Consider the following 12795-nt stretch of genomic DNA (forward strand, 5'->3'; position numbering starts at 1 on the left):
TCACCAATCCGCCAGCAGCGCCGGTAGATCACGGACCGACTCCAGCCGGCGGTAATGCTCGTCCGGCACCTCGGCCTCTTCATGCGCCCAGGTGATGGCATAGGGAATGTGGACGGCATGGGCGCCGGTCGCCAGAACCGGCAGGATATCGGAGCGGGCCGAGTTGCCGACCATCAGGAAGCGGGCCGGGTCGATGCCGTGGCGGGCCATCACCCGGCGATAGGTGGCCGGGTCCTTCTCGCTGACGATCTCCACCGCGTGGAACAGCTCCGACAGGCCGGAGCGGGCGATCTTGCTCTCCTGGTCGAACAGGTCGCCCTTGGTGATCAGCACCAGCCGGTGGCGGCGGGCCAGCGTTTCCACCACCTCCTGCACGCCGGGCAGCAACTCGACTGGATGCTCCAGCATCGCCTTGCCGAAGTCGATCAGGCTTTGCAGGTCGCGCGCCGGGACATGGCCGTCGGTGACGGCGATCGCCGTCTCGATCATCGACAGCACGAAGCCCTTGATGCCGTAGCCATAGACGCGGAGGTTCGCCCGTTCCGCTTCCAGCAGGCGGCGGTCTAGATCGGTCGGGTCGGCGGCATGGGCCAGCAGGGCGCGGAAGCGGTCCTGCGTCATCGAAAACAGCGATTCATTGTGCCAGAGCGTGTCATCGCCATCGAAGCCGATGGTCTCGAACTGCTGGCTGGCGGTGGGGAGGGTGCTGCTCATCAGCCTGTCCACTGGTCCGCAGGATTGATCCGTAAGTAAAACAATACATCACCCAAGTCGGTCTGCCTTGTCCAGGGGGTGTCTTCGCGAGGCTTCTTTATTGTCAGTGTAGCGAACCGTAAGTATCCACAATGACGATTTTGCCACAGATCGGTGACATTCCATGGCGAGTTCTTCGCTGCCTGCAAAGCGGGCATGTTGCCGAGAGGGGTGGCAACAGGGCTCGAAGGAGCGTAATTATATTTCCACACAAGGAGGACGTGATCGCCGACCGGCGGACCCTCCAAAACAAGACATCTCAGGAATCTCCATCATGGCAACCCTTCTGCATTCGGCCGAGACCGGCCACTCCACCACCACCTTCGGCCACATCGTCGAAGTCGCCTCGAACCTGCTGGGCCTGTGGCGCCAGCGCGTTGTGACCCGCCGCGAGCTGGGTTATCTGGACGACCGTATGCTGCAGGACATCGGCTTCAGCCGCCTGGACGCCGAGCGCGAGATGTCGAAGCCGTTCTGGCGCGAATGAGCGCCTGTACGCCGGCCGGCGAACGCACCGGAAAAGGCCGCTTCCGTTGATCGGAAGCGGCCTTTTTCTTTGTCCGTCAGTCGGTCATGCTGAAAAATTAGGCTGCACAAAAAACACCCTGCTGGAAAGGAAAAAGCCCGCCGCCGGGAGAACCGGCAGGCGGGCTTTTTCTTGACGGGCTGAAGAAGGAGCAGGGCGCTGCCCCGCCGCCATCCTCAGATGCAGTAATGCTTGAGCGGCTCGAAGCCGTTGAAGCAGACGGCCGAGTAGGTCGTGGTGTAGGCGCCGGTGGCATGGATGCGCACGCGGTCGCCGGCCTTCAGACCCATCGGCATCTTGTAGTCGGCACGCTCATACAGCACGTCGGCGCTGTCGCAGGTCGGGCCGGCCAGGATCACCGCTTCGCGGTCCTCATCCTCCTCATCGCCCAGCACCTCGATCGGGTACTGGATCGCCTCGTCCATCGTCTCGGCCAGGCCGCCGAACTTGCCGATGTCCAGATAGACCCAGCGCTTGGTGTCCTCGGCCGACTTGCGCGACACCAGGACCACTTCGCTCTCGATGATGCCGGCGCTGCCGACCATGCCGCGGCCGGGCTCGACGATGGTCTCCGGCAGGTGGTTGCCGAAGTGGGTGCGCAGCGAGTCGAAGATCGCCTGGCCGTAGGCGGTGCATTCCGGCACGTCGGTGCGGTAGCGGGTGGGGAAGCCGCCGCCCAGGTTGATCATGCCCAGATCGACGCCCAGCACCTCGAGTTCGCGGAACAGCTGCGCCACCTGGAAGATGGCGTGGTCCCACTGCATCAGGTCCTTCTGCTGCGAGCCGACATGGAAGGACACGCCGTAGGGCTGCACGTCCATGTCGCGGGCCTTCAGCAGCAGCTCGCGCGCCATCTTCAGGTCGCAGCCGAACTTGCGCGACAGCGGCCATTCGGCGCCCTCGCCCGAGGTCAGGATGCGGCAGAAGACGCGGGCACCGGGGGCGGCGCGCTCGATCTTCTCCAGTTCTGGCTCGCTGTCGAAGGCGAACAGGCGCACGCCCAGCTCGAAGGCGCGGCGGATGTCGCTTTCCTTCTTGATGGTGTTGCCGAAGGAGATGCGGTCCGGCGTGGCGCCGGCGGCCAGCGCCATCTGGATTTCCGGGACCGAGGCGCAGTCGAAGGCGGAGCCGAGACGGGCCAGCAGGCTGAGGATTTCCGCGGCCGGGTTCGCCTTCACCGCATAGAAGATGCGGGCGTCGGGCAGGGCGTCATGCAGATCGTTGTAGTTCTGCTCGACGACATCCAGATCGATGACAAGGCAAGGGGTCTGCGGGCGCTGCTCTTCGAAAAAGCGCGCAATCTTCTGGGTCATCTCAGTCTCCTGGGACGCAAGATGATGGAACGGAAAGGGCGAAGTCGGGGGGAACGGAGCGGCCGAGCGTGCCGATCAGCAACTGAAAAAGCTGATCAGGCGCTCAGGCCGCAAATACTGGATTGCCCCGTACAGAACCCTGTTCTGTCCGTATGGTCCAGGAGCGGCAGATTTCGGAGACGGGTGAGCACGCGCCCACCCACAACAACATCAACCATCGTAACCTCCAAGTCGCCGCCTTGTTTAAGGGACGGTCGGGGATCACGCGTTACGTCGTTGCATAACCACATCTCGGAGACGCCGAGGGGCGGGCCAGCGGCACGTGCGCTTGCGAGTTCGCGTTACATAGATCCAACGCGATCGAATGCAAAGTGAAAAATGCGGTCCGACCCAAAAAAGTGGCAGACCGTTTGGGAGGCTGAAAAACCGGAGCAATTTCATGGGCTTGACTAATGTTCTGACTGCGGAGGAGATCGGGTTGCGGTTGCTGGCGGCCGCCTTTTGCGGTGCCTTGCTGGGACTCGACCGCGAGATGCGCGGCAAGGCGGCAGGGTTGCGCACGCATACGCTGATATCCATCAGTTGCGCGCTGACCACGCTGGTGGCGCTGGAACTGTTCGCCGGCTTGCAGGCGACGGGGGACGACCGGCCGAGCGATCCGGTGCGCGTCATCCAGGGCGTGGCCCAGGCGGTCGGCTTCATCAGCGCCGGGGTGATGTTCCGCTCCGGCGACAGCGTGCGCGGAGCGACCACCGCGGCGGTGATCTGGGTGGCTGGGGCGCTGGGGATCGCCTGCGGCGCCGGATACTACCTGCTGGCGGGGATGACGCTGGGCCTGTGCCTGATCGTGACGATCCTGTTCACCATCCTGCTGGACCGCTTTCCGCAGTTGGGAAAGGAAGATGGCGATGACGACGGCAAGACGCGGGAGCGCCGACGCGCAGCCCGCCATTCCTCACATCAGGGCCATTCCCAACAGGGCCGGATCAGGCGGATCGCCCGCCCGTCGCCGCGGGGATGACCAGCAGCCGGTGCGCCAGCAGCGCGCCCAGACCCACCAGCCCGATGGCGCCCATCATCGGCACGGCGGTGCCGTTGTTCAGGTGGCCGACCACGATGCCGATGACCGCGGCGATGGGCCATCTGCGCGAAACCCAGCAGCGAGGAGGCCAGCCCGGCCATGGAGGGGTAGGGGCCGACGGCGTTGGCGCTGGCGTTCGGCAGGGTCAGCCCGGCACCCAGGATGAACAGGAAGACCGGCACAACGATCGCCAGCAGGTGCAGCACACCGGCCAGCGCCAGCGCCGCTCCCGCCAAGCCGCCGCCAAGCGACAGCAGTGTGCCGATCCGGATCATCCGCGCGCCGCCCAGCCGCGGTGTCAGCCGCCCGGCCAGGAAGGTGCCGAGCATGTAGCCCAGCACCACCGCGCCGAAGCTGGCGCCATACTGCGCTGGGGTCAGGTGCAGCTGCTCGATCAGGACGAAGGATGAGCCGGAGATGAAGGAGAAGATGCCGCTGTAGGAGAAACCCACCACCAGCACATAGCCGACGAAGCCGCGGTTGCGCAGCAGAAGCAGGTAGTTGGCGGCCAGCCGGCCGGGCAGCAAGGCCTCCTCGTCGCGATGGGCGTTGGTCTCGCCCAGCAGCGACCAGACGGCGCCGAGAATGCCGCAGGCGAAGATCGTCAGCAGCACGAAGTTGGCGCGCCAGCCGAACCACTCCGTCAGCACGCCGCCCAGCATCGGCCCCACTGCCGGGGCCAGCGCCATTGCCATCGACATGTAGGCCAGCACCGTCGCCGCCCGGTCGCGCCCGAACACGTCGCGCACCACCGCACGCGCCACCACCGGGCCGCAGCAGGCGCCCAGCGCCTGGAAGAAGCGGGCGGCGATCAGTGCCTCGACGCTGCCGGTCATGGCGCAGACGGCGCTGGCCGCCAGATAGATCGCCACCCCCACCAGCAGGGTCGGGCGGCGGCCGAAGCGGTCGGACATCGGGCCATAGACCAGCTGCGACACCGCGAAGCCGACCAGGAAGATTGACAGGGTCAGCTGGACCGTGGCGACATCGGTGCCGAACACCCGCACCAGTGTGGGCAGCGACGGCAGATAGAGGTCGGTGGACAGCGGGCCGAAGGCGACGAGCGCCGTCAGCAGAACGCGGATGGTCAGGGAGTCGGGACGTGGCATGGATGGGGCGGGTGGTGACTTGCGGCGGGAAGCGGGGACGGGGCCGCACTGTATCAGATGAAACCACCGCCGCCAGCGCGGATCGCCAACTGTCCGGTCACTTCGCCGGCAGCACCATGCGGATGCAGCGCGAGAGCACCGTGTTGCCGGTCATCTCGCGGTAGTTCTGGATGATGATCGGCTCTGCCGCCTTGCATTGCTCCAAGCTGGAGAATTCCAGCGTCGTCGGGCCGCCCTGGTTCAGCATGAACAGCAGCATCAGCACCCGTTCCATCACCCAACCCCTCCGGTCAGCCGGCCGCCAGCACGGCGCGGGCGGCGGCGGCATCCTGCACGATCTGGTCCTTCAGCGCGTTGAAGCTGGGGAACTTCATTTCCGGCCGCAGGAAGTCGATCATCTGGACCCGCAGATGCAGATCGTACAGGTCGAGGTCGACATCGAACAGGTGGGCTTCCAGCCGCGCCACCGTGCCATCGACGGTGGGGCGGGCGCCCAGGTTGGCGACACCCGGCAGCCAGACGGTCTCGCCGCCGCGATCGATGCCGGCGCGCACCGCATAGACGCCAAAGGCCGGGCGCAGATATTCGCCCAATTCGATGTTGGCGGTGGGGAAGCCGATGGTGCGGCCCCGCTGGTCGCCATGGACGACCCTCCCCTCGATCTCCCAGGGATGGCCCAGCACATAGGCGGCCTCGCGCGGGTGGCCGGCGGTCAGCGCGTCGCGCACGCGGGTGGAGGAATAGACGCCGCCCTGCTCGTCGGACACCGGCCCGACCTCGGTCACGCCGAAGCCCTGGGCGCGCCCGGCCTGCAGCAGGACGGCGGGATTGCCCGACCGCTTGTGCCCGAACAGGAAGTCATAGCCGCAGACGACGTGGCGCACGCCCAGCCCGGCGACCAGCACCTCGTCGACGAAGTCCTGCGCGGTCTTGTGCCGGAAGCCGTCGTCGAAATGGCAGACGATCAGCTGGTCGACGCCCAGCGCCTCGATCTGGCGGGTCTTGACGCGGAAGGGCGTCAGGCGGAAGGGCGGATCGTCGGGACGGAAGACGCTGCGCGGATGCGGCTCGAAGGTGACGACGGCCGAGGGTGCGCCCATCTCCGCCGCAAGGCGCTGGGCGGTGCCGATGACCGTCTGATGCCCGCGATGGACACCGTCGAAATTGCCGAGCGCCACGACGGCGCCCCGCTCTTCGGCCGGCAGGTCGGCGGTGTGTCTGTACAGTCGCATGCGCGCCCCGGTGCTGTGGGCGGATCCCGGCGGGTCCGCTTGCTCGGGCGTCTATATAGACCGACGCCGGCGCGGGGTAAACGCGCCGGCGTGTTTTACGCTTCCAAGCAGGCCAATCAGCGGTCTCCGGTCAGCCGCGCGACGGGACCATCAGCAGTGCCTCGCCCTCGACCACCACGGTCTCGCCGACGGTGCAGACGGTCTTGATGACGCAGCGGCGCTTTTCCGGGATCAGCTCGGTGATGGTGGCGCGGGCGGTGACGGTGTCGCCGGCGCGGACCGGCGCCTTGAACTTCAGCGTCTGGCTCATGTAGATGCAGCCCGGCCCCGGCAGCTTGGTGCCCAGAACGGCCGAGATGAAGCCGACCGTCAGCATGCCATGGGCGATGCGGCCCTGGAACATGGTGGTGGCGGCGTATTCCTGGTTGATGTGGACCGGGTTGGTGTCGCCGGAAATGCCCGCGAACAGGACGATGTCGGCTTCCGTCACCGTCTTGGCGAAGCTGGCCGTCATGCCGACGGTCAGGTCTTCGATGCAGTAGCCTTCGGTATCCTTGCGGACCTGACGCACGTCGTCCATCGCAGCAATTCCTCTTTCTCTCGGTGCCTGTTCCGGCATCTGACGCAAAGCGCGCCGTGCCGTTCGCTGCAATGCGTCGTGTGCGCCGCAGCGAGGGGAATGGCACCACGTCTCCTCCAAAAATGCAAAAAAATCTCTAACGTTCCGCGCAAGTCCGCAGGAAAGCCGATCGCCCCATCCGGCAGGCATCGCTCCAATGCCAACGGGTCCGACGGTAATGGATTACTTGTGGGGTCAGGTAATGCAAGGGAAATTGTGGCAGATCATAGGCTTATCGGAAAAGCTCATGCCGCTCCCGCCAACGCGGCGCCATGGGTGCGACTTTTCCACCACCGGCTGGACAGCCGGTGGCGAAGTCCCGTTCTTTTCAACAGCTTGACCGTATGGTGACTGTTGGTTCGGCGGCGCAATAAAAATTCGGCAGCGAATGCGGCGAATCGGGAGACCTCTTCGCCGCGCCGCAGCATTACTTTCCCGAGCCGGAGTGCGACACTGTGTCGCTTCTGCTCCCGCCTGTGTTGCCGCTGGTGCCGGTCCGGCCGGATCCGCCCTGGGCGACTTGGCCCTGGGCGACCTGCCCCTGGGCGACCTGCCCCTGGGCGACCTGATTGCCGGGTGTCAGCTGGTCCACCTTTTCCTCCACTTTTTCACGGGCGGTGTCGGTCGGCTGCTCCGACGGTTTGACCTCCACCTTCACCGGGGCGGTGCCGTCCTCGATCATGTCGAGTTTCCTGGCGGCGGAGCGTGACAGGTCGATCACGCGGCCATCGACATAGGGGCCGCGGTCGTTGACGATGACGTCGACGCTCTTGCCGTTCTCCTGGTTGGTGACGGTCGCCTTGGCGCCCAGCGGCAGGGTGCGCGAGGCGGCGGTCGGCTTGTTCTGATTCATCGTTTCGCCGCTCGCCGTGGTGCGGCCGTGGAACTTCTGGCTGTAGAAGGACGCTTCCCCCTTGTGGACGAGGATCTCCTCGCCATCCTCATGCTCGACATGCACGGGGGGAACCTTGGCCTTCTCGTTCGCCAATACCGGGACGGCAGTCCCGCTCAGGGTCGTGGCGGTAAGCGCCAGGACGATGATGCGTTTTGTCTTCATCGGTACACCTCCAACGGCGCACCAACGCCATTCAAGGAAAAGAGTTCCCTGGCGGAATCGATGCAAGACGCCACCACTATTTCTGGTTTCTAATATCTTGACGAATTCGGAGTGGTTGGCCCTTCCCGGCGCCATTCCGGTCCACAACACAACGGTCAGGGGAGAAAGCATGGCCGATGATGCCGCCTGGACTGCATCCGAATTTGCGGCGGATCACGTCTCCAATGGCGCGGGTGCGCCGGTGGAGATGCGTCGCATCGCAATGCCCGACGGGGTGCGGCTGCGCGTCGCCGTCTGGCCGAAGCCGGAGCGGGCCCGCGGCACGGCGCTGGTGCTGACCGGCCGGGCGGAGTTCATCGAGAAATATGCCGAGACCGCGGGGGCGCTGACCGCCCGCGGTTTCCGCGTGGTGGCGCTCGACTGGCGCAACCAGGGCCTGTCCGACCGGCCGCTGCCCAACCGTCAGATCCATCATCTGACCGATTTCATGACTCTGGTGGACGATCTCGACGAGGTCCATCGGCAGGTGGTGGCGCCGGTGGCGGCGGAGACGGGTGGTCCGGTGATCCTGCTGGCCCATTCGATGGGGGGGCTGGTGACGACGTTGGCGATGGCCCGCCATGTCGACGACGATCCCGGCCGCTACGCCGCCGTCCTGCTGGCGGCGCCGATGTACGCCATCCACAGCGGCCTGCTGCCGCGCTGGCTGGTGCGGGTGCTGGCCAGCCTCGGGCTCGCCTGCGGCTGGGGTGCCCGCTATGCGCTGGGGCAGGGTGATTATGATCCGGCGGAGGGGCGCTTCCGCCTCGACAACAAGATCACCGCCGATCCGCGGCGCTATGCCGCCTTCCACAGCCCCTTTGCCGAGCGGCCGCAACTGCGCGTCGGCGGCGTCAGCTTCGCCTGGGTCGCCGCCGCGCTCGATGCCGAGGAGGCGTTGCGTGACGGCCTGCCGTTGGAGCGGGTGCGCACGCCGGTGCTGCTGCTGAGCGCGCCGGGGGACCGGGTGGTGCGGGCGAAGGTGCACCGGGCGGTGGCCGCGCGGCTCGGCAACGCCCATCTTGTCGAGTATCCCGACGCGCGGCACGAGCTGCTGATGGAGTGCGACGTCATCCGCGACCGGGTGTGGGCCGACATCGACGCCTTTCTCGACCGGACGCTTCAACACAAGACACTTGCGCCGGCCGACGGCTCTGTCGTCGGATAGGCTCCTTCAGGACCAGAGGTGCCCAGCAGCATGACCGATTTCTGGACGGCGTCCGGTTTCCACCTGTTGACCCGCGACGCCGACAACCATCTGGCGGTGACGCCCGATTTCCTGCGCGCCTATCTGCTCCGGCCCGAGATGCGACCGCCGGAGGAGGCCTGCGACGCCGAGCGCACGCTGCACGCCGCCCTGCTGGACGATCCGGCGCGCGTCGTGCCGGTCCCGCTGATCGACGCCATCGCCGATGCGGACGCGCGGGAGAATTTCCAGGTCTGGCTCGCCTTCCGCGACCGGCTGCTCGCCGCCGGGACGTTGGAGGGCTGCTACATCCGACTGTTCCGCGAGGGCGCTCGCGGCGTGCCTGGCCTGTTCATCGACCAGCTGGCCCATGCCATTCTGCGCGGCATCCTCGACGAGACGCCGTCCGGCCTGCGGGCGCGGGCGGGGGAGCTGTTCTTCCGCGAACAGACGGTGTCGGTGGAGGACGGCCGCGTCCGCGTCGCCGATGCCGAAATTGTGGAGACGATGGCGGCGTCCGGCGGCTTCGGCTCGCTCGGCCGGCTGGTGGTGGAGGCCGGTACGGCGCCGCGCAGCGTCGAGCTGGACATCCTGGACGAGACCAACCACCCGCTCTACTGGGGCCGAGACGCCCGGCACGACACGGTGCTGGACATCACCTTCGCCGCCGCCGGGCTGGATGCTCTGGCCCGCGTGCTGGAGGTCTGGGTCGCGCATTTCCTCGGCGTGACGGTCAACATCCAGCCGGTGCAGAACATCCGCGACGACCGCTGGGTCTGGCATGTCGGGCTGGACAGTTCTGCCACCGCGATCCTCAACGACCTGTACAACGGCATCGAGGTCGGGGAGGACCGGCTGGCCCGCATCCTCGCCCTGTTCCGCCTGGACTTCGCCGACCCCGCCGCGATGCGTCCCGACCTCGCTGGCCGGCCGGTCTATCTCGGGCTGGCGATGACGGAGGGCAAGCGGCTGAAGCTGAAGCCGCAGAACCTGCTGGTGAATCTGCCGCTGGCGTCGGTGGCGTGAGGGGGCATCCGCCGCCTCACCCGCCCAGCAGCGCCCCCACCGGCTTCAGCGGCTCGTGCGCGTCGAACAGGATCTTCAGGATCGCCAGGATCGGCACGGCCAGCAGCGCGCCGGGGATGCCCCACAGCCAGCCCCAGAACAGGATCGACACGAACACCGCGATCGGGTTCAGCGACAGGCGGCGGCCGACGATCATCGGGGTGAGGAAATTGCCCTCGATCGTCGTCAGCGCCACGAAGGACAAGGGCGGCAGGATGATGGTGCCGATGCCGTCGAAGGTCAGGACCGACACCAGGAAGAACACGCCGGTCATCACCGCGGGGCCGATGAAGGGGATGTAGTTGGCCAGCGCCACCATCACCCCCCACAATGCCGGGTTGGGCAACCCCCACAGCCACATCACCAGCCCGGTCGCCACACCGAGTACCGTGTTGATAAGCGTGATGGTCAGCAGGTAGGCGGCGATGTTCTGCTGCAGGGTCGCCGCCACCATGGCGTAATGCACGCGGTCGTCGACGTTGCGCATGGTGCCGATCAGCGCCTCCAGCGAATGGCGGCCCCGGGCCAGAAAGAAATAGAGCAGAACCTGCAGGATCACGACATTGGCGAGCACCGATTCGACCTGGCTGACCGCCTGCTCCATCAGCGTCGGGCCGCGCACCACCACTTCGCGGACCGGACCGGCCTCGTTGCCGGTCTCCTTGGTGATCTGTTCGATCTGGCGGGAGGCCTCGCGGGCGCGCTCGATGCCGGCGCGGACGTCGCCCAGCTTGAATTCCAGCTCGTGCAGGACGCGCGGCATGCGGTTCACCCATTCCGCCGCCGGGGCGGACAGGGTGTAGACCGCCAGCAGCACGCCGCCGAACAGTGTGATCACCATGATGGCGGCGCCGATTCCCTCCGGCACGCCGATGCGATAGAGCGCGCGTACCAGCGGCCGCAGCAGGAAGCTGAGGATCAGCGCCAGCATGATCGGCAGCAGCACGTCGCGCCCGAAATACAGGGCGAACAGCACGGCGATGACGAACAGGCCGACGACGCCGACGGTCAGCGGGTCGCGGCGGTGGCCGGGCGGGGGCAGGGGCTGGGTCACCGGTTCCGGCGTGCCGGCGAGCGGCGCCTCGGGCGCTGGCGGGAGCGTAGGGGGGATCGTGGCGAACTGGCTGCGGTCTGTCATCGCGGTGGCCGGACCTCCGAAGGACGACGCTTGACGGTGGCGCCCGACCCTCCGATCTAGGGGAGTGTTTTGCCGGACCGCGTCGCTCGCGGTCCCCGCCCGTCCTTGCCGGAGACCCAGTCGCAATGCGCAGTCCGTTTCCCCTGATGAACGTTTCCGCCGGCCTTTTGGTTCTGGGCCTGCTGGCCGCCGGGCTTCCGTTGCGCCCGGCGCTGGCGGCGGACGACGTGGTCGGCCGCTTTTCCAACGACTGGACCGGCAACGGCCTGCAGGTCCAGGCGATCGAGGATCCCAAGGTAAAGGGCATCACCTGCCATCTGGTCGATTTCGACCGCAGCCTGATCGACCGGCTGAGCAAGGGCAACTGGTTCGAGGATCCGTCCAACGCCTCCATCGCCTGCCGCCAGACCGGGTCGGTGACGGTCGGTGACATCGACCTGTCGCAGAAGGGGGAGGAGGTCTTCTCCGAACGGAAAAGCCTGATTTTCAAGTCGATCGCCATCCGTCGCATCTACGACCGGCCGAACGACACGCTGGTTTATGTGGTGTACAGCCGACAGGTGAAGGACGCCTCGGCCAAGACCTCGATCTCCACCGTGCCGCTGTTCAGCGCCAACGCGACCTGGACGAAGGGCAAGCCGGCGGCGAAGTGAGGGCGGGGGCGGCGCTCGTCGTCTTTACCCCGCGATCCGCCCGAGCCTTACCGCCGTCTGGCCGATCTTCACGCGGCGGGCGGGCATGATCAGGACGCAGTCGTCATAGGGGGTGACGATCGCGTGGCCGTCGTCCCAGCCGATGACGGTTCCGGCGCGGCCGATTACCTCCATGCCGACGAAGGGGGCGGTGAAGCGGAAGCGTTCGCTGGCGGCGGTGATGGCCTCGGTCACCTCGACCACCCGCTGCGGGTCGGTGCGCGGGCGCATCTTCGGACCATGCGCGGGGGGCTCGATCATCTCCAGGCCGAGCAGCAGGCGCAGACAGCTTTCCAGCGCCACCGTCGCCGTCTCGGTCCGCCAATGCTGGCCGCATTCGACCAGAATGGCGGTGTGGGATCCCTCCGGCTCGGCGAAACTGCCGTAATCGATCAGCCGCTTGCCGCCGGCGTGGCCGCCGTCCGCCACCACCCAGGCCGGATAACCGAGCCCGAGCGCCAGATCGCGCCCGCGCGTGGTCCGTCCGCACAGGGTCAGGGGTGCGGTGTCCGCCGTCATCGAATGCAGGTCGAGCAGCAGGTCCGCCGACTCATAGACCGGACGCAGCACACGGGCGCGGCGAAGCTCGACGCTGTCGCGCCGGCCGTCCAGTTGGTCCGGTGACCACAGGCGGTTGAAGTCCTCGTCCAGATAACGCGAGGCGTAGGGGTTCTGGCGGTCGAAAGTGGCGTAGGCTGCGGTGTTGGCGAAGACGAAGGTCAGCCGTCCCCGCGTCGGCCGCAACCCCATGCGCAGCAGGGCGTCCAGAGCGATGGCACCGCACAGTTCGTTGCCGTGGACGAGCGCGTTTAGCACCACATGTGGCCCCGGTTCCGCCGCGGACAGGCTGGTGACGTGGTCGATGCCGGTGTTGCCGCGCCGGTAGGGCGCGATGTCCGGCGGGATGAGTTCGACGGGGGCGAAGAGCGGGTCGGTCAAGCGGCAAGCTCGCCAGCGGTGGACGCTTCAAACAGTATGGCGAACC

General features: G+C 66.8%; 14 protein-coding genes. 5 read left to right on the forward strand and 9 right to left on the reverse strand.

What is annotated here, in order from left to right; all coding sequences use genetic code 11:
• Positions 1-714: an HAD family hydrolase gene (locus E6C72_RS07065; RefSeq protein WP_109442527.1), complete on the reverse strand. Its 714-nt coding sequence runs from the start codon at positions 712-714 to the stop codon at positions 1-3.
• Positions 715-1027: 313 nt separating this feature from the next.
• On the opposite strand from E6C72_RS07065, the gene E6C72_RS07070 reads away from it, so the two are divergent.
• Entirely contained in the window at positions 1028-1240 is a 213-nt protein-coding gene (locus E6C72_RS07070; RefSeq protein ID WP_109442528.1) for a DUF1127 domain-containing protein, read from the forward strand.
• A 215-nt stretch (positions 1241-1455) separates the two neighbouring features.
• On the opposite strand, the gene E6C72_RS07075 is transcribed toward E6C72_RS07070, so the two are convergent.
• On the reverse strand, positions 1456-2592 hold the full coding sequence (locus E6C72_RS07075; RefSeq protein WP_109442529.1) for a type III PLP-dependent enzyme: 1137 nt from the start codon (positions 2590-2592) through the stop codon (positions 1456-1458).
• Positions 2593-3031: 439 nt separating this feature from the next.
• Between E6C72_RS07075 and E6C72_RS07080 the strand changes: the two genes are divergently transcribed.
• Entirely contained in the window at positions 3032-3613 is a 582-nt protein-coding gene (locus E6C72_RS07080; protein WP_109442530.1) for an MgtC/SapB family protein, read from the forward strand.
• Here E6C72_RS07080 and E6C72_RS07085 read toward each other — a convergent pair.
• From E6C72_RS07085 to E6C72_RS07100, 5 genes are all read right to left on the reverse strand, one after another.
• Entirely contained in the window at positions 3553-4782 is a 1230-nt protein-coding gene (locus tag E6C72_RS07085) for a multidrug effflux MFS transporter (protein ID WP_348981184.1), read from the reverse strand. The two genes, E6C72_RS07080 and E6C72_RS07085, sit on opposite strands and share 61 nt — an antisense overlap.
• 97 nt (positions 4783-4879) lie before the next feature.
• Positions 4880-5056, reverse strand: a complete 177-nt coding sequence (locus E6C72_RS31705; protein WP_169055133.1) for a hypothetical protein — start codon at positions 5054-5056, stop codon at positions 4880-4882.
• Between the two features lie 16 nt (positions 5057-5072).
• On the reverse strand, positions 5073-6014 hold the full coding sequence (locus tag E6C72_RS07090) for a bifunctional riboflavin kinase/FAD synthetase (RefSeq protein WP_109442531.1): 942 nt from the start codon (positions 6012-6014) through the stop codon (positions 5073-5075).
• Positions 6015-6144: 130 nt separating this feature from the next.
• On the reverse strand, positions 6145-6594 hold the full coding sequence (locus tag E6C72_RS07095) for a MaoC family dehydratase (protein ID WP_109442532.1): 450 nt from the start codon (positions 6592-6594) through the stop codon (positions 6145-6147).
• A gap of 466 nt (positions 6595-7060) precedes the next feature.
• Positions 7061-7690 carry a septal ring lytic transglycosylase RlpA family protein gene (locus E6C72_RS07100; RefSeq protein ID WP_109442533.1) on the reverse strand — a complete coding sequence of 210 codons (630 nt, stop codon included), beginning with the start codon at positions 7688-7690 and terminating at the stop codon, positions 7061-7063.
• A 169-nt stretch (positions 7691-7859) separates the two neighbouring features.
• On the opposite strand from E6C72_RS07100, the gene E6C72_RS07105 reads away from it, so the two are divergent.
• Together E6C72_RS07105 and E6C72_RS07110 are read left to right on the forward strand one after the other, a co-directional pair.
• A complete protein-coding gene (locus E6C72_RS07105) occupies positions 7860-8897 on the forward strand; it encodes an alpha/beta hydrolase (RefSeq protein ID WP_109442534.1) in 1038 nt (345 codons plus the stop codon).
• A 30-nt stretch (positions 8898-8927) separates the two neighbouring features.
• Positions 8928-9941 (forward strand): DUF6352 family protein, encoded by a 1014-nt coding sequence (locus E6C72_RS07110; RefSeq protein ID WP_109442535.1) that lies wholly within the window; start codon positions 8928-8930, stop codon positions 9939-9941.
• 16 nt (positions 9942-9957) lie between these two features.
• On the opposite strand, the gene E6C72_RS07115 is transcribed toward E6C72_RS07110, so the two are convergent.
• Positions 9958-11118: an AI-2E family transporter gene (locus E6C72_RS07115; protein WP_109442536.1), complete on the reverse strand. Its 1161-nt coding sequence runs from the start codon at positions 11116-11118 to the stop codon at positions 9958-9960.
• A gap of 125 nt (positions 11119-11243) precedes the next feature.
• On the opposite strand from E6C72_RS07115, the gene E6C72_RS07120 reads away from it, so the two are divergent.
• The gene (locus E6C72_RS07120; protein ID WP_109442537.1) at positions 11244-11771 is read left to right on the forward strand and encodes a CreA family protein; all 528 of its coding nucleotides are present in this window, start codon (positions 11244-11246) and stop codon (positions 11769-11771) included.
• Between the two features lie 24 nt (positions 11772-11795).
• Here E6C72_RS07120 and E6C72_RS07125 read toward each other — a convergent pair whose 3' ends face one another.
• Positions 11796-12749: a succinylglutamate desuccinylase/aspartoacylase family protein gene (locus E6C72_RS07125; RefSeq protein ID WP_109442538.1), complete on the reverse strand. Its 954-nt coding sequence runs from the start codon at positions 12747-12749 to the stop codon at positions 11796-11798.
• Positions 12750-12795 lie beyond the last annotated feature (46 nt).

Source organism: Azospirillum sp. TSH100 (assembly GCF_004923295.1).
Lineage (GTDB): Bacteria > Pseudomonadota > Alphaproteobacteria > Azospirillales > Azospirillaceae > Azospirillum.